This window comes from Microcoleus sp. K1-B1 (assembly GCF_036704705.1).
Taxonomy (GTDB): domain Bacteria; phylum Cyanobacteriota; class Cyanobacteriia; order Cyanobacteriales; family Microcoleaceae; genus Microcoleus.
The window spans coordinates 1-24,392 of record NZ_JAUBSH010000027.1; the positions used below are offsets into that span (position 1 = coordinate 1).

Sequence of the window (24,392 nt, forward strand, 5' to 3'; positions counted from 1 at the left end):
TTAGCACAGATTGCTGAAGACATTGTGAATAGCAAGTTTTTAGCCATTCGTGTTCAGCTTTCCAGAACGGGATCTGCGTTTTCATATCAAGAGCAGACAAACCTTTACCCGTCTCTTTGTAAGCTATTGACATAGCCGCAAGTGACTGATTCCAGACCCAACGCGCACACCCAAAAGCTTGAGCCAAATGAGCTTGCTGTGCATTTGTGGGGTAAAATCTGACCTTGACTGCTTTTAACATTCCATTACGTTAGCACGGTTTACAGAACATGATAAATAATAGGGTGGTGGCAGAGATTATTTGCAAACTCGGCGGGATCTCGAACCCCTTGACTCGCACAGCGAACATCCCGTCGCTCAAGGTCGTACCATGTTTGGCGCGGGGCTTCCCGCGACTAAGCTAAAATCCCCAATTTCAATTTCCAAATTGCCAGGGGTTCCCCTAATTAGAAGCCGCCGCCACTTGGGTTCGCAACAAATTTTTTTCTACCAGCAACTCAGCTATCTGCACCGCATTTAAAGCCGCCCCTTTGCGGATTTGATCGCCCGATAGCCACATCTCCAACCCGCAGGGGTGAGAAATATCTTGACGAATCCTGCCAACTAACACCTCATCCTTACCGCTGGCTTCTGCGGGCATCGGGAAATAATTAGCTTGCCAGTCTTCTACCAGCTTAACCCCGCTTGCCTGCTTTAAGATTTCCCTGGCCTCGATCGCGCTAAAAGGCTCTGCAAACTCTAGATTAATCGCTTCCGAATGAGCCCGCAGTACGGGAACCCGCACACAAGTTGCCGTAATTTTAATCTCGTCCGTACCAAATATCTTCCGAGTTTCGTTTACCATTTTCATCTCTTCTTCACAATACCCCAAATCGTTAATCGGGGTGTTGTGCGGAAACAAATTAAATGCTAAGGGGTAAGGAAATATATCTGTTTTGGGAGTTTCCCCCTGCAAAATTGCTCTTGCTTGAGCTTTCATTTCCTCCATTGCCCTCGCCCCCGCCCCGCTGGCAGACTGGTAAGTTGCTACAACGATGCGCTGTATCGGCCTAACTTTGTGAAGTGGCCAAACGGCAACCGCCATCAAAATAGTCGTGCAGTTGGGATTAGCAATTATACCTCGGTGAGATGCCGCCGCTTGGGGATTGACTTCTGGAACCACTAGCGGTACGTTCGCATCCATGCGGAAGGCGCTAGAATTGTCAATTACCACTGCTCCGGCTGCCACCGCTTGCGGAGCCCATAATTTAGAAGTAGAGCCGCCTGCAGAGGCGAGCACCAGATCTACATTATCAAACGATCGCGCCGACACTGCTTCCACCGGCAGCATCTCACCGCCAAAAGGCAAGCGAGTGCCTGCTGAACGTTCCGAAGCCAGCAGCTTCAAGTGAGAAATCGGAAAACTCCGGCTGTGCAATAGTTCTAGCAACTCGGCACCGACTGCGCCGGTAGCTCCTAAAATGGCAACTCGATAGGATTGAGACAAATTAGTTTCCTCCACAAATTATAGTTTCAACGATCGAAATCAAAAATTTAAATAACTGCAATTCTCAATATCAAACTTAATTAATGTTATGCGATATCAGGAGCATGAGAGGATGGCAATGGTGCAGTTAAGCGAAAAGGACGATCGAACTTCCCGATTGATCCGTGCGATCGTACCCAATGCCAGTTTAGCATCTTTTGCCGCTCGCCCACGCCCAATCCGCATCCGGTTAAGTTTTGCGATATATCTGCATTTTCGCAGGCGCATCCATTGACTTTGACTGGCCGCAGAGGCCGGCAAGATTGACATCACAGGGCGATATGTGCTATGGTGCATCGGCAATTAGTGGACTTAACCTCCACATTCCTAGCAGCAAAAGCTAGTATCCTCAAACCAAAACTATTTGGCAAGAGCCAAAAAAGTAGCCGGCAATGACTTACAGTCTCATCCGGTAAAGGTGTTGTAGTTGTGCCGTTACGAGTCAAAGCGTAACAAAATTAAAATGCAGGCAAAGTCAGATTTGTATGTATTTTATTACACTATTGTTAAATATCAAAAAAGCCGATGAAAGTAACCCAGGAAAAACTTCCAGCTAGCCAAATTGGTCTGGAAATCGAAGTACCGTCAGAAAAGTCAAAACAAGCTTACGAGCAAGTAATTAAACAATTTGCTCGCGAGGTAAATATTCCTGGGTTCCGCAAAGGCAAAGTTCCCCGTCAAGTTTTGCTACAGCGCCTAGGCCAGACTCGTTTGAAGGCGACGGCTTTGGAAAATTTGATTAATGATTCCCTGCAAAAAGCCCTCGAACAAGAAAAAATTGCCGCTATTGGCAGTTTTGAACTTCGCACCGAGTTTGAAGAATTACTAGCTAAGTTCGATCCAGAACAGCCTCTGATTTTTTCGGCGAAGGTTGATGTACAACCCGAAGTGAAAATGGGTCAGTACACAGGTTTGCAGCTTCAAGCAGAAGAAGCTAAGTATGATGAAGCTCAGGTAGATGAGGTATTGGCAAAATATCGATCGGACAAGGCTACTTTAATCCCCGTAGAAGGCCGGCCGGCTCAGTTGGGAGACACGGCTTTGGTTGATTTCTCCGGTAGATTTGCGGAAGCACCCGAAGGCGAAACTCCCGCAGAAATCCCCGGTGGCGAAGCAGAAGATTTTCAAGTAGAATTGTCGGAAAATCAGTTTGTACCGGGCTTTATCCAAGGCATGATCGGGATGAATCCGGGAGAAACGAGAGAAGTTTCGGTGCAGTTCCCCGATGAATATAGTAGTGAAGAATTAGCAGGAAAACCGGCAGTCTTTACGATTACCCTTAAAGAACTTAAGGAAAAAGAATTGCCGGAGTTGGACGACGACTTCGCCCAAGAAGTCAGCGAGTTTGAAACTTTAGCAGAACTGCGCGAATCGCTCGAAACTAGGTTTAAAGCAGACAAAGAAAACCAGACATCAGCTAATAAGGAAAAAGCTATATCAGCAGCACTCGCGCAGCTAATAGAAGTGGAAATTCCCGAAACAATGCTCGATCGCGAAATCGATTATTTGTTGAATCAACAAGCCGTCCAATTGAAAAATTACGGCATAGATATCAACCAACTGTTTACCGAAGAAAATATGGGGCCGATGCGGGAACGCTCGCGCCCGGAAGCAATCGAGCGCCTCAAGCAGAATTTAGCTCTGGCAGAAGTAGCCAAGCTGGAATCCTTATCTGTTGAACCAGCAGAAGTAGCAGCAGAAGTAGCAAAAATCAGAAAGCAGTTTCCCAGAGGAGATTTTGACCCCCAAAGATTGCAGGAATTTGTAGCAGAAGACTTGCTCAAACAAAAAACCCTGAAATGGTTGGAAGAAAAAGGAACAATCGAACTCGTACCTGAAGGCTCTCTGACTCCCGCAGCAGCAGAATCAGAAGAATCGGACGCTGAAGATTCAGCAGAAGCAGCCACGAGCGTTGAAGTGGAAGTCGTAGGCGAAGAGTAGGGCCCAGAATGAAAGTAGTAGGGACACCGAACGCCAGCCCTTATTTGTGTCAACAAACACGTTAAACCCTCAGTCCGGCAGGGGTTTAAACCCCTGCCTCAAAGCGAAAGTCCTCGCTATGAGGACTGAATAATTCATTAGTCCTCATAGCGAGGACTTTAGCTATAAGAGGGGGAATTCATTCCCTGGCGGACTAGCGGGCCCACTGGTGGACTTGGCGGGCGGAAAGCTTAAGTGGACACTAATGGGGTCTTGGAGTGTCCCTAGGGCGGGGATCGATCGGGGGTATCTGAAGTGCGATCGAATTTTACGTTTAATGTCGAACTACTGTTGAATGTGGGTTAAATAGTCACAAGATTTTTGCTCGACTATGCCCAATGCCCAATGCCCCATTCCCCATTCCCCATTCCCCATTCCCCCGATATCTGTTCAGAAGAGGCATAATAGTTAAAAGCTGGCGGCTTAATTTAAAGCTTTCATCAGCAGCAGCAAATTGTCTAGAATCCTTGACTGGTGTCTTATGGTTGTATCTCAATCTTCCAATTACCTAATTACAAGCTATAACGATTTTGATGTCAGTTCCAGCCCCAGCAATGTAGTGCCGATGGTACTAGAACAGTCGGGGATGGGCGAGCGGGCCTTTGACATTTACTCGCGCTTGCTGCGGGAGCGAATTGTGTTTTTAGGAACTCCCGTAACCGACGAAGTTGCTGACTCAATAGTGGCTCAGCTATTGTATCTAGATGCCGAAGACCCAGAAAAAGATGTCCAAATGTACATTAATTCCCCGGGCGGCTCGGTGACGGCCGGCATGGCAATTTATGACACAATGCAGCAAATCCGCCCGGATGTGGTGACGATTTGTTACGGTTTGGCAGCGAGTATGGGCGCCTTTCTACTGACAGCAGGAGCCCACGGTAAGCGGATGTCTCTTCCGAGTTCCCGAATTATGATTCACCAGCCGCTTGGAGGCGCTCAAGGTCAAGCAGTTGATATTGAGATTCAAGCCAAAGAAATCCTTTATCATAAGCGTAAGCTGAATCAACTGCTAGCGCACCACACAGGTCAACCGATCGAGAAATTAGAGGCTGATACAGAGCGCGACTTTTTTATGTCAGCCGAGGAAGCCAAAAATTACGGTTTGGTCGATCGAGTTATCGCTAAAGAAAACCTTCCGGCGGCGGGAGAGAATGTCACTGCACTGAATTAAGAGGCTGTTATGTCTAAGTACGACTCCCATCTAAAATGTTCGTTTTGTGGCAAGTCTCAAGAGCAAGTACGCAAGTTGATCGCAGGGCCCGGGGTGTATATCTGCGACGAATGCGTAGACTTGTGCAATGAAATTTTAGATGAGGAGTTGTTTGATTCGAGTGCAGTACCCGCAGCGGCTGTGGCCCCGAAGCCGGAAACGACGCAAAAGCGCCGCGCTACCTCGGGCAAAAGTATGTTGATGAGCCAAATTCCGAAGCCGAGGGAAATTAAAAATTACCTCGACGAAAACGCGATCGGGCAAAATGAGGCGAAAAAGGTACTCTCGGTGGCTGTTTACAACCACTACAAGCGCCTGAGCTTTATCCATGCCAAAAATAGTGGCAAGCACCCCCCGGAAGAAGTAGAACTGCAAAAATCGAATATTTTGTTAATCGGGCCGACGGGCTGCGGCAAAACTCTGCTGGCTCAGACTTTGGCGGATATGCTGGACGTGCCGTTTGCGGTGGCTGACGCGACGACGCTGACGGAAGCGGGCTATGTCGGGGAAGATGTGGAAAATATTTTGCTGCGGCTGCTGCAAGTGGCAGATATGGACGTGGAAGAGGCGCAGCGCGGAATTATTTATATTGATGAAATTGACAAAATTGCCCGCAAGAGCGAAAATCCTTCGATTACGCGGGATGTGTCGGGTGAAGGCGTGCAGCAGGCGCTGCTGAAAATGCTGGAGGGGACGATCGCCAATGTACCTCCCCAAGGCGGCCGCAAGCATCCCTATCAAGACTGCATCCAAATTGATACCAGCAATATCATGTTTATTTGCGGTGGCGCTTTTGTCGGTCTAGAGAAAGTGATAGAGCAGAGAACGGGTAAAAAGTCAATGGGTTTTATTCAGCCCGGAGAAGCTCAGCCGAAGGAAAAGCGGGCTGCTGATGTACTCAAGCAACTAGAACCGGATGATTTGGTGAAGTTTGGGATGATTCCTGAGTTTATTGGGCGGGTGCCGGTGGCGGCGGTGTTGGAACCGTTGGATGAGGAAACGCTGATGGCGATTTTGACGGAACCGCGCAATGCTTTGGTTAAGCAGTATCAAAAGCTGCTGAAGATGGATAATGTGCAGTTGGACTTTAAGCCGGAGGCGATTCGGGCGATCGCCCAGGAGGCATACCGCCGCAAAACTGGAGCACGGGCGCTGCGCGGAATTGTCGAAGAATTGATGTTGGATGTGATGTACGAGTTGCCGTCGCGCAAGGATGTTGCCCGGTGTACGATTACTAAGGAAATGGTCGAGAAGCGATCGACTGCTGAGTTGTTGGTACTTCCGTCTTCGCTGCCAAAACCGGAATCGGCTTAAGTTGAGATATTTTACTATTCTCGTGGAACAGGCAGGATGCCTGTTCCACAACAATTAAATTTTCTTGTGGGGTGGGTTCTTATAGCCCGCTCTAAAGCATTATTGAACGAAGTCAGCGCCACGACAGACTAAAGAATCAAGTATGAAATCTATTTGTGGAAAGGAGGAAAAGTCGGCCAAACCTAGGGAGCGACAGAATTGGATTTTTAGTCATTTCGGGTTTAACCTAGATAATCGGGTTTCAATCGTTTCAGACTTTTTTCACTAATCGGGAAATACACATTCAGGGATCGATGTCCTTGGTAAGTATCGGTGAATTTCCATTCTAAAATTAAAGCTGCTACAATCAAGCAACCGTTAGCAACATAAGACACAGTGTCTTGAATACCCAATTTACTTTTCTCTACACCCCACCAATTTTCACAAGCGTGTTTTAACCCATAACTTGTATGTTGATAATTAAATGATTTGATCAAGTCTATTTGACTCAGCCAATATCTAGAGCGATAAATTTCGTCAAGATAATATTTATCATTCCAATTTTCGATTTGCCAAAGCTTAACTTCACTCGCCCCTGTCCCCATTCTCATTTGGTAACGGCGGTATTGTTGTTCAGTCTGAAAATACCCATCCACAGTTAACCAAGGATGTTTTTCAACTACGGTCAAAACTCTCTTCCATTCTGATTCCAAATCAATAGCTAATAAAAAAGGAAAATCGTATTCGCTCAAAATTTTTCTCATTTTTTATATACCTCAACAGGACGGCAAGTATTATTATAACAATAAAGATAACTGGTGCTCCAAGCCTAGCCCAAAACAAGGTTTCTGTAAGTTCCGAAGCTATAAAATCCCAGACACCAACAGATATCCACAGCATAATACCTACCCGACTCAAAATAACGGAGAGCGACCTACTCGGCAGAAACCCTGAAAACTGTTTTATAATAGCCACCGCCTTGGCGGTTATAGCATAAACTGGATTTTGACTGCGGAGCGTTGTGGAACAGGCCGGAGAGCCCGTTCCTAAGAATAGTGCAAGATGTAAGATCAACTGGACTTAATATTATATGTCAAGCCCATTCCCACTTTCCAATTTCTAATTCTCATTTACCAATCAATAAAATCATCCTCATTTAACTCAGAAGAGAACTCGGAAAAATCCGGTTCAGATTCCAATCTAAAAGTTTCCGACTCCCAAACCTCCAAGTCATCCGACAAATCCACTACTTCCCCGTCAAACATATCAGCCAATTGCCTAGCCGTATTCGCGACATATTGAGCGTCATCACGCACCGCTATAGCCTGAGCGTTAAAGTCATTTTGAGAGTCGGTAGAGCCGTTGGTGGGCGATCGCGATTCGGAAATTGCCGGCACATTAACGGCGGTATTTTCAGGCGCTGGCGGGTGTTTTTGTTCTTCTCTACCCTTCCCCAAAAAATCATCTGTAATTTCAGAACCCACCGAGTTCTGCACCTGTTCGCCGGCATCACTCACAGGATGAGAATTCCTGGGATTTTCGCCAACACGTCCGTTAGAAGTTGGCAAATCCTTGGCGCGGGAACTATTAGTTTCAGCGGGATTTGTCAAGCCCACTTTTACGGTAACTCGACGGTTAAAAATTTGCAAAAAAGCTTCTTCAATATTAGCTACTTTGTCTTTAACCATATTGAGCAACGGCTGCGAACTAATCTTAACATGAGCAGTATTATTGCTAAAAATTACTAGCTGTCCATGTTGGCGAAGCAGCGATTGAGTGCCATGCGGCCGCACGCGGTCAAGTACCTGTTCCCACACTCGATTTAAATCGATTTCATCGGCTGAATTAGTGGGGGAATAATTTGTTTGATTCGTTTCAGCAGTTGGTACAGGTGCGGGAATAGCTGCTGCAGGTGTGCTTTCTGTTCGATTAGCAATAGGTGGCGGCTGAGGTGGAGGATTTTGCGAATTGGGAACTGAAGATTGTTCAATATTAGATGTCTGGCTCCCCCCCGATTGTAGGGGCGGTGCCCCCGTGGCCGCCCTGGGCTGGGGGGGGTGATTTTGTGGTGGTTGAGCAACATTTTTCGCTGGTTCGGTTGTTGGTTGCTGCTGAGTTCTAATTGCTGAGGGCAACAATCCCAACAGCGTTACTTCCAGCCATAAACGCGGCTGAGTGGTATTTTTAATTTGCACTTCGTGGGTTTGCAAATGTTTCTGACCTGCCAAAATCAACTCCGCATCCCAATTGCGGGCAAAATCCCCCAGTTTTTCCCAAGTCGTGGAGGTTAAAGCTACTAAATCTGACCGCTTAGGTGCAGCTTTTGCTATTAGCAAATCTCGGTAAAAGCTGGCGAGACTTTGCAGGACGATTAGCGGTTCCCGACCGCGATCCATGAGGTGGCGGGTCATGTCTATTAGTGCTGTAGCGTTATCTGTATCAATAGCTTGTAGCAAATCCATTAAGTCATTTTCAGGGACTGCGCCGACTAAATCCCAAACTTTTTCAACTGTTACTTCACCCTGAAATAAGCTCAGTTGGTCGAGCAAACTTTCGGCATCTCGCAGACCGCCTTGGGCGATCTGAGCAACCATTTGTACTGCATCACTAGCAATATTGATGTTTTCTAATTGGGCAATTTTGTGTAAGTGAGCAATCATTGCTTCGAGGGGTATGCGACGAAAATCGAACTTTTGGCAGCGAGAAATAATAGTTGGTAATACTCTTTGTGGATCGGTTGTGGCGAGGACGAATACAACGCGATCGGGCGGTTCTTCTAGGGTTTTGAGTAGAGAGTTGAATGCCTGGGTGCTTAGCATATGGCAATTATGAACCAGAAGACCGTTAGCGACAAAATTGTGGTTGTCTTCTACTTCAATATCATAAACTCTCTCAACCCCAGCGACTTTTACAGATTCGACTGTCTCCAAACTTGTAATCCATTGAAGGGATTGAATACTGTTTAAAGTCTGATACCCATTTTCTACTGGTTTCAGCCCCCATGTGTATGTAGTCGTAGGTTTTACAGGTGTTAGACCTTGTGTAAAATTTAGTTGTTGTTGGGTATCCCAAACCTGTAAGCCAATTGGCAAGGAGTTGATTTTCTGCCCTAGAATATCCTTCTGTATGAATTTGGATGCTTGGACTTCCTTCTGGGGAAATGCTGAGCGAGCCATCATCCATGTACCACCAAGCAAGTCCTTCTGGAGTGACGCGATCGAGCCAATCCATTGTGACGTATTTTCCGTTTCCGTTGGGTTTAACAGCGTCAAAGACATCTCTAAGTTGGGGGTGGCAGACTGTGTGGCAACAGACTGATATATTTCCGTATCCTTTGTTAGGTGTAACTCGTAACTTTGGTCGCAGTGTCGAAAGGCAAGAAGCTTTGTATTCCAACCATTCCCGCTGCTTTTCTCCGTGTGTCCAGCCCAATCTTGGAAATCGGCTATATTTATTTGGGTAGGTGATAAAACCGTCTCCAAGTAATGTTCCGTAGATGAGTCCGAGTGTTTCTGGTTGCAAAACTTCGGCATTTGCCAAGAACTTTTCCGTTCTTGCATCCCAAAGTCCATGTCCTTTTTTATACGGATGTCGCTGCCAATGAGACTGAATACTCTTAATCCCTTTGCCTTTTTTTTGTAAAAAGTCTGGTATTTCGAGTTGTTCTCCACAGCCACACGCACAGAGAGGTTGGATGGCTTGAGCCTGTTCGAGAATAGAGGCCAAGTCGTAGGATTTTTGTCCGTAGGTATTCCCGTAAAATTGATGTCCTCTGGCAAATCTCCGCAAGCGTCCATCTGTTCCAATTTTGTGAATGACGGTGCCGCACCCACATTCACAGGGGATAGTATCTTCACTCCTTCTTTTACGTCTTTTGCTCGTATCCATCCCTGTTCTGTCCTGATTGGATGATTGCCAGTACATCTGATTTCTCGGTTGGCGGTTTTAATCACCAGTGTTTGTTTTTCCCCTCGATCTAACCACCTCAAAACTTTTTTAAATTCCCAAACTTCTGAAGTTTCGTTATAGCTGATAACTTGTTTTCCTTTGATGTTGGGATTGTCGATCCGCATCAGACCTTCGCTAGTTTTTACCTGAGAATCCCCGCTCAAACACTCGTCGATTACATATACTTTATAGCGGCACTGTACAGGGGCAAATTGAGCTCGTTCGATCAAATCCCGAATGTTATCTACTCCGGTGTTGCTGGCGGCGTCAATTTCGATGACATCTAGTGTCGAACCTCGGGCAATTTCTTGGCAAACGTTGCATTTGCCACAGGGTGTGGGGGTGGGGGCAACCGTAGAAATACAGTTGAGGGATTTGGCGAAAATTCTGGCACTGGAGGTTTTACCGGTGCCTCTGGGGCCGGTGAATAGATATGCTGGTGCTATGCGCTCTTGTAGGATGGCGCTGGTGAGGGTTTGGGCGATCGCCTCTTGACCGACTAATTCGGCAAATGTCTGAGGGCGATATTTGTGATGCAGGGGTTCGTAGGTCACGATCGAATATTGGTGGTATTAGCTGTAATCTTAGCTAAGGAGACGTTGTTTGATCGCACCACAGCTCGACTTTCACAGCAAGCCGCCCGGTGGGCTTGCACGGCGGGAGTGAGCCAACAGTAGGAATTACACCCTCCCAACGTCCGCCCCTCGATCGTCCGGGCGATCGGCTGTTCTGCTTGATGTTTTCCGCTGCTTGCTCCCAGAGTTACTATTAATTTATGTGTATTTCTTTTTATTTTTCTAGAAAAGGAGACCCCCGAACAAACATTTTTTTTAGCTGTATTGGTATAATATATTACAGACAATTCACCATTTCTATTGGCCAGTACCAGCACGCGATTTTCCGATATTTCGGAAACCGGCTTGCAGTTAAAGATAAAGTATTAATTAGAGGGTGCGTGCTCCAGTTGCAGAAATCCAGTTGTACCAAGATGATGGTGGAATGATGTCAATGTTGGTTGATCCAGTTGCACTACCAGCTCTACTCTGGAGTCCTGTATAAATATAGCGTCAAATTTTACCCTTTAAAAGCCCATGTCAACCCAAATAATCCTTGTAGAACCAAGGTTGGCAGTAGCCTCTCCCAAACCTAAACAGGCTAAACCCGGAGATCCGTCCTTAGACCAACTCTTAATGGGAGGGTCGGGATTACTGTTGTTATTGCTTATCGGTTTAGCGGTGTTTACCAAGCTAAAACTCGACGATTTGAGCAAAAAGCTCAAATTTGAGGAGTTTAGAAATCGAGAACTCCAGAAAAAATACAAAATGGCTCTGGAAACCATGTTAAAGATGGAAAAGAATCCCGACCTTATCCACTCGCGAGACTTTAATTTAGACTACCTGAGAATGCGAATGGCGGAAGAAGTATTTCACTTTGCCATTGTGAACCAGATTAAGGTAAAAGTCAAAGAGAAAATTAGTATTGCCCTGCGTCCGACTCAGGGGGCAGTGGGAGATAAAAATGGGAATGCGGGCAGCGGCAGGCAAGTGGATTCGATGTTTGATATCGAATACGAAACTGGCGATCCGGCGGTAAAAATAGAAAAACGAGTGCTGTTTCGGATTCAAATTAAGCTGATGAAACTGCCGACTCAGGCAACATCAGCGACAATTAATCAAATTATTGACTGTTTGGAAACTTATCTGAGTCCTTCAGACGACCACGACAGTTGGCAGCCGACAATTCAAGGTCGCATCGTTCATATTGAGTGGGATCAAAAAGCCAAGCCGACGCCGATGTTGGTGCTGGAACAGTCGAATGAAGGGGTAAATGTTACGTTTAGGACTACGAGAACGCCGGCAGGTAGACCTACAAATGCCAATGATAGCCAATTAGTAGGAGCTAAGGGTCAAAAAAGTGGTAAAAGTAGTTCTAAAACTCCAGCTAAAGGTGCAACAAAAAGTCCTGCCAAGGTAGGAGGAAAGCGTCCCGGTTCTCGGAAATAAGTTGAGGTGGATTAATATTATTTTCCCGAAAGAACGTCGGTTGCCGCCGTTGTTGATGTGTCTTGTGCGAGGTAGCCGTCTTCCATGTGAATAATGCGATCGGCTATGTCTAAAATGCGGTTGTCATGGGTGACAAGCAAAATAGTGCAGTGCTGTTCTTTTGCCAAACCTCGCATAATTTCTACCACATCTCGACCTGATTTACTGTCTAGGGCTGCTGTGGGTTCGTCTGCTAATACTAATTTCGGCTGGCTGACTAATGCGCGGGCGATCGCAACTCTTTGTTTCTGACCACCAGAAAGACTGTCGGGGTAATAATCTATTCTTTCTCCCAAGCCTACAGCTTGCAGCATTTCCTCTATTTTATCATTAGTTTCTTGGGGAGAAAGATGGTTGTGCAGGTCGAGGGACATTTGCACATTTTGCCTAGCTGTCAAGCATTTAAGCAAATTATGAGCTTGGAAAATATAACCGATGTCGCGGCGGACTTTAACTAATTTATTTTTCGCGGTTCCCCGCAATTCTTGGTCGAGAATTTTCAGACTACCTTCTTGGATCGATCGCAAAGCTCCAATCAAGGTTAACAATGTTGTTTTACCAGACCCTGAAGGCCCTGTCATCAGCACGATTTCGCCCGGATAAATTTCTAGGTTGATATCAAATAATGTCTGTTTACGAAGTTGTCCTTCGCCGAAGGAATGATTGAGATTTTTAATTGAGACAACGGGTAAAGTATTCATGGTTATTAGTTATTAGTTATTAGTTATTAGTTAATAGTGGTTTTTTATTTCATAATTCCTCCTTCTTCAATCCGTGTATCCGTGTCAAAATCCGTGTCGTGCCTTCCTTCGTTAAAAAATATCCGCCGGGTCAGCCGCCTGCAACTTCCTGACTGCGATCGCCCCGGAAAAACAACACATAATTACCGTCATTACCAACACAGTCGTAGCTTTTGCTAAAGTCATGTACAGTGGCAAACTTGTCGCATTTCTAGCTAAATTGTATAGCAATACAGATATCCCCAATCCCGGCAAATAACCAATAATTGCCAAAATCAAAGCCTCTTGAAACACCACACCCAAAAAGTAAATGTCCTTATATCCCATCGCCTTTAGCGTAGCGTATTCGGGTAAATGATCGGTAACATCAGTATAAAGAATTTGATAAACAATCACTATCCCAACGATAAATCCCATTGCCGCGCCGAGAGTGAAAACAAATCCGATTGAGGTACTTTCCTGCCAATATTTTTTTTCAAAATCTACAAACTCTTCTTTAGAAGAAATTCTCACATCATTCGGCAAAGTTGCCCTCATTTTATCAACAACAGCCTTAACATCTGTTCCCGGCTGCAAGTGAACAATACCTATATCGATTAAACCTCTTGTTCTTCGCGTCGAAAAAATCCGCATAAAGTTCAAATCGCTGGTGACAAGATTTCCGTCGGCACCGAAAGAAGCCCCTATAGTAAATAAACCATCTACCCTAACGCGGCGATTGTCAACTTCAGTTTCAACAACTTTTCCCTGTTTGAAATATTCTGCTACCGGCCCAAACTCCGGCCGGGAAGCTTGGTCAAATAAAACCACATCCGAAATTTTGATTTTGTCCAAATTATTTTGGATTTCAGGCAGATCAAAGATGGGATGAGCCGGGTCAAAACCGATTACCATCAATTGCCGAGTATTGCGCTGGTTGGGGTCGGGGTTTTTCCACAATCCAAAGCCTAAATATACGGGACTAATTGCTGTAACGCCGTCAAAACTCAAAGCTTGATACAAGCGACGCTGGGGAAAACTTTTCATGGCTATTAAAGCCGTAGACTGGGTGCTGGTGATAAAAATATCCCCTTTTAATTTAGCGTGAAAGGTGATCGAACTTTCAAAAAGCGCGTCTCTAAACCCGAACTGCATAAACATTAGCAAGTCGGCAAAGCCAATGCCTGCTAATGCGACGGCTAAGCGCATTTTTTCGCGGGTTAACTGTGCCCAAGCTAGCGGTATTTTGGCCATAATAGTCTATTTTAGATTTTAGATTTTAGATTGGGATTTGGAGTAAATAATTTTAGGGTTTAAGCACTGGTGTTGAGAAACCAGGTTTTTTACCCTTGTATTTGATTCAAACCCTTAATATCGGTAAAACACCCGGTTGCTTGAGTCCCCATGCGTAAGTCTTCTCTACGTAAAATTTAGATATTTATTTTGACTTCAACCTGCAAGTTTGTTAGGGTGGCAACTTTTTTGCTCGATTCGGGAGCGAGTCGAATTCTAACTTCGATAACTCTCGCGTCGGTGTCGGCGGCGGGGTCTGTATTAAGGACATCTTTTTTGCTGATTTGTTTGCCAATGCGAGCGACTGTTCCTTCTAAAGTGCCTGCAAAAACCGGGCTGGTGACTGTTGCGCGCTGGCCGTTTCGCACTTTGGCGATGTCGGTTTCGTAAACTTCTGCTACGGCGTACATTTGATCGGTGCCGCCTAGTTCTACGATGCCATCTTGAGTGTTGACACCTTCTCCTTGTCGGCTGTGAACTTTGAGGATGTAGCCGGATACGGGTGCTTTGACGTAACTTAAGTTTAAGTCTACTTGAGCTTTTTGTTTGGTGGCGATCGCACTTTCTACGGCGGCTTGGGCGGCTTGCACGTCTTCGGGACGTACTTCGGCAATTTGGTCGAGATTTGCTTTGGCTTGATTGATTTGTTCTTGGCCAGTTTCTGCTTTTTGTTTGAGTATTGCTTCGGCTTGATTGATTTGTTCTCTGCCAGTTTCTATCTTTTGATTTAAGGTTGCTCTGGCTTGGTTAATTTCCTGCCTACCTGTTTCTAACTTGCGTCTGAGATTGGCTCTGGATTGATTGATTTCCTGCTTGCCCGTTTCTACTGTTTGTTTGACTGTGGCTTTAGTTTCGACTATTTGCTCTTGCAGTGTTTGCACTGTTTTTTCTAATACAGCTTGAGCTTCTTTGACTCTCTGGCGAGCCGTCTCTACTGCTAAACGTTTCGTGTCGTATGCGGAAGCAGAAATTGCGCCTGTTTCGGAGAGTTCTTTATTGCGTTTTTCCTCGGCTTCGGCGTTGGTTAATTCGGCTTTTAGCCGATCGACTGTAGCATTTTGAGAGGCAATTTCGCCGCGTAATTGAGCTTCTAGCCTAGCCAATTTGGCTTGCTGCACCTCTGTTTCTCTTTCTAGTTGTGCCTCAAATTTGGCCAGATTAGCTTGTTCAGCTTCGGTTTCTCTTTGCAGCGCGGCCTCGAATTTGGCGACGTTAGCTTGTTCGGCTTCGGTTTCTCTTCGCAGTTGAGCTTCTAAGCGGGCGACATTGGCTGCTTCGGCTTCGGTTTCCCTTTGCACTTGTGCTTCAAACTTGGCAACTTCTGCTTGTTGAGCGCCCACAACGCCTGTTTTTGCGCCGGCTTGAATTTTGGCTAATTCTGCTTGTTTGACTTTGACTTCTTTGTCGGCTTGTTGGAGGATTGCTTGGAGCCGATCGCGCGTATCGAGAACTGCTATGATTTGTCCTTGACTGACTCGATCGCCCTCTTCCACCTGCAACTGTTCAATTCTTGCTCCCTCCGACGCCGAAGGGGCAGACAATTTGATAACTTCCCCCTGCGGAGTCAACCTACCCAAAGCGGTAACGCTGGTGCGGGTGGCGACGGAAGTTGCAGCCGCCCTTGCAGCCGCCGCCTTTAACTCTTCGGCTTTTCTAATTTGAGATACTTGCCAAAAACCTACTCCTGTGGTAATCACAGTAGCCGCGATCGCTAAACCGATGATTCCTCGCCCTGGGGGTTTTAAAAATGATTTATCCTTGACCCGTGATTCCTTTACCATTACTTATAAAGTAGGTGATTTCCTAATTAAGTTTTGCCCACCTACTATTAAGTATTGTAAACAAATTTCAGCTATTTAGGGAAATCAAAAAGCACCTCGGTCATGTAATGTTCCGCCCAATCTTGACCGAAAGCTTTTTCGAGTACGCGGCGGGTTTTGTCGTTTTGCTGCTGCTGGCTACAGTAGTAAATATGAGCGTCGAGAATTTTCGATTCTTCGGCGGCAGAGACTGGTTCGGAGGCGACTGCCTGTTGGCAGTGAATTTCCACGTAGGATTCAACTATGTCCAAAAATCTGTTTTCTTCTTCCATCGACTCGGGCCGCACAAACAGACAAAATTCTGAGAAAATATCCCCCCATTCAGGAATTTGGCGGGGACAAGAAAATTGGTTGACAGGCAAAATTTCCAGTTGGGTTCGGTAGGTTTCCGACAAAGTTCGATCTCGATTGAGGGGAGAAAGGTCTGCGATCGCGGCGCTAACTTGGCCTTTGCCTGCTACTATATCCGTACCGAACATCGGCAAAGCATAATTCGGTCTGGGAAACATCACGCAGTGCAGTATGTCAAGTACCGGCCCGACTTTAGCGAGTTCGAGGTGTATTTTGCGGAACTGGGGCGTTTGATAGCAGCGGTTTTCAATGATTAGTTTTTCTCCTTCCAAGCGCCCTTCTACGTATCCCAACTCAGCGGGCAGGTGGTAGGGTTCGAGGTCTAGATAGCGGTGCCATACTGCTTCCATCCGGTCTGCTAAATTGCGGATGAGGTAGTGCTGTTGTTCGCGGAGGGAAGGCTGGGATATTTCTAACATTCCTAATTTATCGGGGGATAGCTTAATAAAACTTGATTCTACTGTTGCAGGATGCAGGAAAAAAGGTAGATACTTTAACAATATCAGTAGATTGACTTACGATCGAGCAAGTTTTACAGGAGATTTTGTATGTTTGGTCTGGGATTGCCCGAAATGGGCATTATTGCGGTAGTCGCTATTCTAATTTTCGGCCCCAAGAAGATTCCTGAGTTAGGAAATGCTTTGGGCAAAACCCTGCGGAGTTTTAAGGAAGGGGTTGGTCAATCTGATGATGAAGCTGTTGATCAGGAGAAGGATAAAGAGGAAGAGGGCCAGCCCAAACTGTAAATTAGGTTTGTAGTGAGGATTTTAGTCCTCATTTTTAAGGGTTCAAGCCCTCACTATGAATCTATTCGGGAAATTTGCCTTCTCTAACTTCAAGGGAATAATCTTTCACAGCTTGGGTAATTGTTTCTCGCAAATTGGCGTAAACTTTCGCAAAAGGTGGCTGTTTTTCGGAAAGCCCCAACAAATCGGAAGTAACTAAAACTTGACCGTCGCAGTGCGGCCCGGCCCCGATACCAATGGTGGGAATAGTTAATTTTTGGGTAATTTGGGCGGCTAAGTCTGCGGGAATGTGTTCTAAGACGATCGCAAAGGCACCGGCTTCTTGAAGCGCGATCGACTCTGCTATGATGCGATCGGCTGCTTGGGCCGTTTTTCCTTGTTTTTTATAACCGAGTTGGTGTACCGACTGCGGAGTTAAACCGACGTGTCCCATCACCGGAATTCCAGCGGATGTTAGCTGCGAAACTGTGGCGGCCATTGCTGGATATCCACCTTCCAATTTTACAGCTTGAGCGCCGGTTTCTTTCAAAACTCTCCCCGCCGAGTGCATGGCTTGCTGGGGACTTTCTTGGTAAGTCAAAAACGGCAAATCGACCACAATTAATCCTTGTTTAACTCCACGGCGCACAGCTTTAGCGTGGTGCAGCATTTCATCGAGGGTTATGGGTAGGGTTGTGTCGTAGCCTAAGACTGTCATGGCGAGGGAATCGCCGACTAGGATGATATCTACGCCTGCTTGATCGATGAGTTGGGCGATCGCATAATCATACGCTGTCAGCGCGACAATTGACCGCCCTTGTTGTTTCCACTGAATTAATTGATGAGTAGTGACTGACATTTTAGTGCAATAATATAATATTATTTCTGGGTATTACTTATGATATCAAATCCGGTTGATTCGTCCTTGTATAATTTCGCTATATAATTGGCGCGATGTAGGGGCTGGTTTTACCAACCATCTATGTTTAAAACTAAGTATATAGTAAACCCGCCCCCCTAATGCTCAGTCCGCGCAAAGCGAGACAAAAACACAATGGGCAGTGTATTTATGGCAAAAACCATAGGGAGTTTATACCCGAATATAGCTTTGCATTCCTTCGGCAGGCAACACAATCAACCGCTGATTTTTCAAGTCCGGTTCTAAACCCAAATCTTCGAGGGGAATTAAGCCGAGTAAAGGTTCTTCTCCTGCGGGAATTTCTACACAATCATACCTGCCTTCCCGTCCAGCTACGGCAATACCAACATTTTTGAACAGACGAAATTGTCTAGATCCTATTGCAGTATTTCCTTGGATTTCACCAACTAAAGTTAAACCTAACTGAGCGATAATATCTGCTGGTAAGCAGAGTCGAGTTGCGCCTGTATCGACTAAGACGTTATCGATGGTGATACAGCGTATTTGCTCTGCGGGGATGAACCCTCTTTCTGCTAGCATCTTGTCTACTTCGTTGGTGACGGTTATTGTTGCGGTGACTCGGCCCATTTTTTTCTCCTTTTGTTTTGCTATAGAATGTTTCTGTTGCTTTTTGACTAAATGACCTACGATCTAGGCGGGCTATTTTACATTTTAACAATATTTGTAACTGAAAGCGCTGTTGTTCTTTATTGTTTAAATGGGCTTGACAAATATGGCAAATTAATAGCAAAAATGCTCTCTAATTATTGAATTACGAAGCTTCTGCCATTCTTGTTTAGAAACATCTGCACGAGTTTTGTCACCCGATGGATCGCGAATATCCCAAATTGTATCTGCAATCCGATCCTCTTCGAGGGCTCCGCTAACGAGCGATCGCCCATGAGAACGATAATCGAAGTCCCAGAAAGCATCACCGACGCAATCTCCTGGTGTAGCAATCATTTCTCGATCGACTATATTGCGAATAGCATTCCATTCACGGATGTAGGCAGAAGAATCGTCAGAGCGCAATTTGCGACCTCCTAATTGAGGATTCACTTTATAAAAAAACCAATCCGTAAACCTATCCACAGCTTGAGTGCGTGATTCATAATCGCGCGCTGTAGCACTATCTAGATTGGAACCACCCAGTACAAGGGATATAGCTAATGCACACACCCCTAAAAACTTCGATCTAGACTTAATTGAAAGTGATTTAGTTAGCACGATTCAACCAATAAAAATTATGAATTTACCGGATATAGCTGGTGATAAATCTTTCATTGCCATCCATCCCTAGAACAAGAAATTCCTCCTGTTTTAGGTGCTAGAGTAGATAAACACCAATAATTTTTACCATCAAACACAACACCTTTTTTGATATATTGTAACTCAGAGAGAGGTTGCCACGGTCGCTCGATATTAGACTCGTCATAATATCGATATTGTTTTCCCTTGACCTCTAAACCCTGAGCCGAACCTCCCAACCAATAACGACCTTCTTGAATTATGTTTGATGACGATTTTTGTTGATTGCTATCTGTCTTTTTCTCAATCCACCAATTCCTCACAAAACGTTTTGTATTTTCAGAACCTCTTGTCGTAGCGACTATAACTAGCAGTTCTCCTTGTTGATTTATAAACTCAAAACGACAAGGCCCCTCTCCTGTACCCGAACAATCCTTAATCTCTTTATATCCTAAATCAAATAGCTCTTTAACCGAACGATCTCTGAGGTTAGGTTGACCCTGTAAGCTTGGCTGCCACCGTTGTTGAATCAGGATTTGACGGGCCTCTTTGTATGGCATACCTTGTTGAAGAGGTATTTTTTTTGCGGCATTTACAGAATTTTCAATGCTGACTTGAACTTTTTTATTTAAAGCCTCGATTGTTGAATTTTCCCCTGGATTATTCAGGTAATTTTTTTTAGTTTTTGTATCGATGTTGGCACTATTTATGCTGGGAACTTGTTGCTGCAGGGCAGCATCGGCAAAACTTGTATATCCAATAGCGATTAGTCCCATCAAAGGTGCAATAATTCTGGTTGTAACAAGAGTGCGATCGCCTATCCAACTTTTCATACTCATCGGTTTAAAACCTTTCTTTTTACAATCAATGCTGCGTGCGGCGTAAGGCGATAGAGTCTCACAGTCCACAATTGGAAATATACATTTCGCGTCGAATTGCTGACCATTCACTAATGCCGATCCGATCGCTTTTGGGAATTTGCTGTCCGGTTCGTTGAGGATGGCGGCTGTAAAAAATTGTATCTGCAAGTAAATCGTAGGTTTGCTCGTAGGTTTCGCCGTTAATTGTCGTGAATTCCCATCCTGTCTCTTCTGGGGCGGGCCTAAAGCAGACTTCTTGTACCGACTTGACTCGCGGATCGATCGCTTCGCGCAATCTCCGCCATTGATTGCTATATTCGCGATCGCCCGCTTGGAGTTTGCGATTGTTTAACTGAGGATTAACCCTGTAGAATAAGAAATCGGTCAATCGATCAACGGCTTGTTCGCGCGATTCAGCTTTGGCTAGATTGGGGCTGATGAGGACAAGGGCGATCCCGATCGCACAAATCATTGAAAATCTGGAGACGGGTTTAATTGATAACGACTCGATTAGCATAGTGATTTGGTGTTAATTCCTACTTCCAACCCAACCACCTTAACAAAGGCACAATTAAATAATGACTAACTCCCAAACAAAGCCCGATCGCACTTCCCAACAAACCGAAAAACACAATTGAGCCCCAAACTTGCAGCCAGCCGAAGGTAACGTTAGACAGTGACAAAATCCCAAAGAAACTCCCCGGAAAAATGTTCCACGCATTCAGCAACAGAAACATTCCCGTAGAAAAAACAGCCACTACCAAAGCGTGAACTAATTGATGACTCCGCAAACCCATTCCCACAGTCAAAGAGGCGATCGCAAAAGCTCCCAAAATAACCCCTTGCACACCACTAGAAGCTGTTGCTTCCATCCAGCACAAACCCGCCAATAAATAACCCTGAGCTCCCATCAATCCAGACAGCCAATACTGTTTTTGCTGGCGAAAACTCCCCGCATCCGTCAAACCGATCGCAGTTCCGAACCCCGCCAACCCAAACAGCAGCACTTCCGGCCCGACAGCGAAAGTCATATTAGGAATTAATTGCTGCAAACCTTCATTCAGAAAACTGGCAATTTCCGGGCCAATAGGCGAAGCATAACCCAAAACCAAACCGCCGATCGCCCCCGCACTTCCACCAACGGCACCCAGCACCATTTCCCAGCCAGTATCCAGAGAAGCTACCACGATTTGGGCGATCGCGCCGAACAGCAAAACCGTCAAATTTGCCGTTTTTTGCGCCCCTGCCACCACTACTTGCCGACAGAATTCTACAATAGCTTGACCCATTGGGGCGAGCGCGATTTTGCCCTTACTCCTAGCATAAATCTCCTGCAAACGCGCCCGAACATCGCCAGCAGTCGCCGGACGTTGTTGCACATTTGATCGCACCATATCGTCCAACAAATTCGCAAAAGCCGGACTCACAGCTACAATGTGGCGCCACCGCAACTCCCCCGTCATCGGATCTTCAATTTCCGCCGGATACTTCCCCGTCAGCAAATGAATGCAAGTCCGCCCCAGCGCATAAAAATCCGTCGCCGGCACCACACCGCCTCCCACAATTTGTTCCGGGGGACTGTACCCGGGCGAAATCAACCGCGTCGAACTCCGAGAATCTTTCCCCACGGATTCGACACCGCCCATTTGTTTAACTCCCCCAAAGTCGATCGTCACCAATTGTAGTCCGCCCAAACCCTTGCTTAGCAAAACTTGGGGCGATTCCGGGTCTCGCAGCATCAAATTTGAGGGTTTAATGTCGCGGTGAATAATCTGACACCTGTGCAACTCCTCTAAAATTTCCACAGCTTGACTCAGCCAACTAAACACCCATTCCTGCGGACATCCTTGAGGGTGCTCGTCGAGAACCTCTTCTAAAGTTTTGCCGTGAATCTTTTCCATTACCAAACAAGGCAGCCGCTTCGCAGCAGGATTTCCATCCCCGCCTGCAAAATTTTGTGTTTGGACGTGAAAATAACCGTCAGGCTCGACTCTAGGGACACCAGGGTGCCGCAAAAGTGCCAAAACCCAAGCTTCTTGCTCGAACAGTTTCAGGGCTTTCGCGGAAGTTTCAAGCAACACTTTCAGGACGCGCTCGGTTTCAGTTTCTGTGTCCCAAACTGTGAAAATTGCTGCAAAACCCCCGGAACCGAGGCTTTCTAGAGGCACGTAGCGATTTTTTAGTCGCAGCGGAGCTCCGCAACTATGACAAAAATTGTTGCCCCAAGTCTGAGGGTAGGGCCTTGGGCAATCTGGATTGATGCAGTGGACGGCTTTTGAAGGGGGGTGAGGCACAACCAGAGTAAAAATGGGGCTAAATATCCATAGTAGACTTACGCGCAGCTAATGCAGAAACCCGGTTTTCAGCGTGGTCAAATGGCTGTAACGACGGATTTGGTTTGAGAGCACAAGTCCTGTCCATATTATGTGCTATGCTGTCGATTTTTGAGTTGGCGGTCTGGAAGTCACGCGATTTTAGATTTTAGATTTTGGATTTTGGATTTTAGATTGCATACTGGATCGCAGTTGAGATCGATCTCAACTACCAACCATAACTTTAGGTATTTCTAACTACTTCCCCCTGACCGATTACCCCTTACCAATTCTGATTTTTAAGTATTAAATTCTTTACATAAACCGTATTGATCCGCTGTTCCGCTTGCTGCACCATATCTTTCGGTCGATCAAAATTCCTGCCCACTCTGCGATCCCCAGCCTTTCCTCCTGCATCCTTCGCCGCTGGCATTTCATAAGATATGTTACAAATATTTGCCTAATGTAAAGCAAAATAAATAATACTTATGATGATTAAAAGAATATTAAAATTTGAGAGTGACACTTTGTTGATATATTTTTAACAGCCTGCGATCGGGCAAAAAAATTAAGCGAATACTAGGAAGCGAGATATGGCTTACGCGCAAACCCAAACTCAATCAAAGGCTGGGTATAAAGCCGGAGTTCAAGACTATAAACTAACGTATTACACGCCGGACTACACGCCGAAAGATACAGATATTTTGGCTGCCTTCCGCGTCACACCGCAGCCGGGAGTTCCCCCAGAAGAAGCTGGAGCTGCTGTGGCTGCTGAATCTTCTACAGGTACATGGACGACTGTTTGGACTGACCTCCTGACCGACCTCGACCGCTACAAAGGTCGCTGCTACGACATCGAACCAGTTCCCGGTGAAGACAACCAATACATCTGCTTCATTGCCTATCCTTTGGATTTGTTTGAAGAAGGTTCCGTCACCAACTTGCTGACCTCTTTGGTCGGTAACGTGTTCGGTTTCAAAGCTCTGCGCGCTCTGCGTTTGGAAGACTTGCGGATTCCCATCGCTTACCTGAAAACCTTCCAAGGCCCTCCTCACGGTATTACCGTTGAGCGGGACAAATTGAACAAGTACGGTCGTCCTTTGCTGGGCTGTACAATTAAGCCCAAATTGGGTCTGTCTGCTAAGAACTACGGCCGTGCCGTTTACGAAGTTCTGCGCGGCGGTTTGGACTTCACCAAAGACGACGAAAACATCAACTCGCAACCGTTCATGCGTTGGCGCGATCGTTTCTTGTTCGTTCAAGAAGCTATTGAAAAAGCCCAAGCAGAAACCGGCGAAGTCAAGGGTCACTACCTCAACGTAACTGCCCCTACCTGCGAAGAAATGATGGAGCGGGCTGAGTTCGCTAAGGAAATCAAAACCCCCATCATCATGCACGACTACCTGACCGGTGGTTTCACTGCAAACACCACCTTGGCTAAATGGTGCCGCCGCAACGGTATTTTGCTGCACATTCACCGCGCCATGCACGCAGTTATCGACCGTCAGAAAAACCACGGTATCCACTTCCGCGTGCTTGCCAAGTGCTTGCGGATGTCCGGTGGCGACCACCTGCACTCCGGTACAGTTGTGGGTAAACTCGAAGGCGAAAAAGGCATCACAATGGGCTTCGTAGACTTGATGCGCGAAGACCACATCGAAGAAGACCGCAGCCGCGGTATTTACTTCACCCAAGATTGGGCCTCCATGCCTGGTGTCATGCCAGTTGCATCCGGTGGTATCCACATCTGGCACATGCCAGCCTTGGTTGAAATCTTCGGCGACGACTCCTGCTTGCAGTTCGGCGGCGGCACCTTGGGCCACCCTTGGGGTAACGCACCTGGTGCAACTGCTAACCGCGTTGCTTTGGAAGCTTGCGTCCAAGCTCGTAATGAAGGCCGCAACTTGATGCGCGAAGGCGGCGACGTAATTCGCGAAGCTTGCAAATGGTCTCCTGAACTGGCTGTTGCTTGCGAACTCTGGAAAGAAATCAAGTTTGAGTTCGAGGCAATGGATACCCTTTAAGGATTTTTGGTTTGAGATTTTAGGTTTTAGGTCGCAAACTTGCTGGGAAGTCTTTATCTTTGAAGAAGATTTACAAGTAAGTTTGCATCCAAAATCTAAAATCCAAAATCTAAAATTTGAGGG

General features: G+C 46.1%; 22 protein-coding genes. 7 read left to right on the top strand and 15 right to left on the bottom strand.

The features are described from left to right. Window positions 1–241: helix-turn-helix domain-containing protein (locus QUA83_RS12455; protein WP_333293462.1), on the bottom strand; the 241-nt coding region annotated here is incomplete at its 3' end. Between the two features lie 201 nt (window positions 242–442). Continuing rightward, window positions 443–1,486 (bottom strand): aspartate-semialdehyde dehydrogenase, encoded by a 1,044-nt coding sequence (locus QUA83_RS12460; protein WP_333293463.1) that lies wholly within the window; start codon window positions 1,484–1,486, stop codon window positions 443–445. Between the two features lie 88 nt (window positions 1,487–1,574). Between QUA83_RS12460 and QUA83_RS12465 the strand changes: the two genes are divergently transcribed. The 4 genes from QUA83_RS12465 (at window position 1,575) to clpX (ending at window position 6,029) form a co-directional block, all read left to right on the top strand. After that, window positions 1,575–1,760: a hypothetical protein gene (locus tag QUA83_RS12465; RefSeq protein ID WP_333293464.1), complete on the top strand. Its 186-nt coding sequence runs from the start codon at window positions 1,575–1,577 to the stop codon at window positions 1,758–1,760. A 290-nt stretch (window positions 1,761–2,050) separates the two neighbouring features. Then, window positions 2,051–3,466, top strand: a complete 1,416-nt coding sequence (tig, locus tag QUA83_RS12470) for a trigger factor (protein ID WP_333293465.1) — start codon at window positions 2,051–2,053, stop codon at window positions 3,464–3,466. 520 nt (window positions 3,467–3,986) lie between these two features. Next, window positions 3,987–4,676 carry an ATP-dependent Clp endopeptidase proteolytic subunit ClpP gene (gene clpP, locus QUA83_RS12475; RefSeq protein ID WP_015179195.1) on the top strand — a complete coding sequence of 230 codons (690 nt, stop codon included), beginning with the start codon at window positions 3,987–3,989 and terminating at the stop codon, window positions 4,674–4,676. A 9-nt stretch (window positions 4,677–4,685) separates the two neighbouring features. Then, window positions 4,686–6,029, top strand: a complete 1,344-nt coding sequence (gene clpX, locus QUA83_RS12480; RefSeq protein WP_333293466.1) for an ATP-dependent protease ATP-binding subunit ClpX — start codon at window positions 4,686–4,688, stop codon at window positions 6,027–6,029. A 221-nt stretch (window positions 6,030–6,250) separates the two neighbouring features. Here the strand turns inward: clpX and QUA83_RS12485 are convergent, their stop codons facing one another. From QUA83_RS12485 to QUA83_RS12495, 3 genes are all read right to left on the bottom strand, one after another. After that, on the bottom strand, window positions 6,251–6,760 hold the full coding sequence (locus tag QUA83_RS12485; protein ID WP_333293467.1) for a hypothetical protein: 510 nt from the start codon (window positions 6,758–6,760) through the stop codon (window positions 6,251–6,253). 378 nt (window positions 6,761–7,138) lie between these two features. Next, the gene (gene dnaX, locus QUA83_RS12490) at window positions 7,139–10,510 is read right to left on the bottom strand and encodes a DNA polymerase III subunit gamma/tau (protein WP_333293468.1); all 3,372 of its coding nucleotides are present in this window, start codon (window positions 10,508–10,510) and stop codon (window positions 7,139–7,141) included. After that, entirely contained in the window at window positions 10,507–10,818 is a 312-nt protein-coding gene (locus tag QUA83_RS12495; RefSeq protein WP_333293469.1) for a hypothetical protein, read from the bottom strand. The genes dnaX and QUA83_RS12495 overlap by 4 nt, the downstream gene beginning before the upstream one ends. 229 nt (window positions 10,819–11,047) lie before the next feature. On the opposite strand from QUA83_RS12495, the gene QUA83_RS12500 reads away from it, so the two are divergent. Then, window positions 11,048–11,959 carry a hypothetical protein gene (locus QUA83_RS12500; protein ID WP_333293470.1) on the top strand — a complete coding sequence of 304 codons (912 nt, stop codon included), beginning with the start codon at window positions 11,048–11,050 and terminating at the stop codon, window positions 11,957–11,959. Window positions 11,960–11,976: 17 nt separating this feature from the next. Here the strand turns inward: QUA83_RS12500 and QUA83_RS12505 are convergent, their stop codons facing one another. From QUA83_RS12505 to QUA83_RS12520, 4 genes are all read right to left on the bottom strand, one after another. Continuing rightward, window positions 11,977–12,699: a DevA family ABC transporter ATP-binding protein gene (locus QUA83_RS12505; RefSeq protein WP_333293471.1), complete on the bottom strand. Its 723-nt coding sequence runs from the start codon at window positions 12,697–12,699 to the stop codon at window positions 11,977–11,979. Window positions 12,700–12,810: 111 nt separating this feature from the next. Beyond that, on the bottom strand, window positions 12,811–13,971 hold the full coding sequence (gene devC / locus QUA83_RS12510) for an ABC transporter permease DevC (RefSeq protein WP_333293472.1): 1,161 nt from the start codon (window positions 13,969–13,971) through the stop codon (window positions 12,811–12,813). 176 nt (window positions 13,972–14,147) lie between these two features. After that, window positions 14,148–15,791: an HlyD family efflux transporter periplasmic adaptor subunit gene (locus QUA83_RS12515; protein WP_333293473.1), complete on the bottom strand. Its 1,644-nt coding sequence runs from the start codon at window positions 15,789–15,791 to the stop codon at window positions 14,148–14,150. Window positions 15,792–15,862: 71 nt separating this feature from the next. Then, a complete protein-coding gene (locus QUA83_RS12520) occupies window positions 15,863–16,600 on the bottom strand; it encodes a phycocyanobilin:ferredoxin oxidoreductase (protein ID WP_333293474.1) in 738 nt (245 codons plus the stop codon). Window positions 16,601–16,729: 129 nt separating this feature from the next. On the opposite strand from QUA83_RS12520, the gene tatA reads away from it, so the two are divergent. Further along, on the top strand, window positions 16,730–16,927 hold the full coding sequence (gene tatA, locus QUA83_RS12525; protein ID WP_333293475.1) for a twin-arginine translocase TatA/TatE family subunit: 198 nt from the start codon (window positions 16,730–16,732) through the stop codon (window positions 16,925–16,927). Window positions 16,928–16,988: 61 nt separating this feature from the next. Here the strand turns inward: tatA and panB are convergent, their stop codons facing one another. The 6 genes from panB to QUA83_RS12555 form a co-directional block, all read right to left on the bottom strand. After that, the gene (gene panB / locus QUA83_RS12530; protein WP_333293476.1) at window positions 16,989–17,765 is read right to left on the bottom strand and encodes a 3-methyl-2-oxobutanoate hydroxymethyltransferase; all 777 of its coding nucleotides are present in this window, start codon (window positions 17,763–17,765) and stop codon (window positions 16,989–16,991) included. A 231-nt stretch (window positions 17,766–17,996) separates the two neighbouring features. Next, entirely contained in the window at window positions 17,997–18,413 is a 417-nt protein-coding gene (locus QUA83_RS12535) for an aspartyl protease family protein (protein WP_333293477.1), read from the bottom strand. 153 nt (window positions 18,414–18,566) lie between these two features. Beyond that, on the bottom strand, window positions 18,567–19,004 hold the full coding sequence (locus QUA83_RS12540) for a hypothetical protein (protein WP_333293478.1): 438 nt from the start codon (window positions 19,002–19,004) through the stop codon (window positions 18,567–18,569). A gap of 101 nt (window positions 19,005–19,105) precedes the next feature. After that, on the bottom strand, window positions 19,106–19,906 hold the full coding sequence (locus QUA83_RS12545) for a hypothetical protein (RefSeq protein WP_333293479.1): 801 nt from the start codon (window positions 19,904–19,906) through the stop codon (window positions 19,106–19,108). Between the two features lie 64 nt (window positions 19,907–19,970). Next, a complete protein-coding gene (locus QUA83_RS12550; protein WP_333293480.1) occupies window positions 19,971–20,450 on the bottom strand; it encodes a hypothetical protein in 480 nt (159 codons plus the stop codon). A gap of 19 nt (window positions 20,451–20,469) precedes the next feature. Beyond that, entirely contained in the window at window positions 20,470–22,227 is a 1,758-nt protein-coding gene (locus tag QUA83_RS12555; protein WP_333293481.1) for a serine/threonine-protein kinase, read from the bottom strand. Window positions 22,228–22,838: 611 nt separating this feature from the next. On the opposite strand from QUA83_RS12555, the gene QUA83_RS12560 reads away from it, so the two are divergent. After that, complete coding sequence (locus QUA83_RS12560) at window positions 22,839–24,269, top strand: form I ribulose bisphosphate carboxylase large subunit (RefSeq protein WP_333045238.1); 1,431 nt, start codon at window positions 22,839–22,841, stop codon at window positions 24,267–24,269. The last annotated feature ends 123 nt before the right edge of the window (window positions 24,270–24,392 follow it).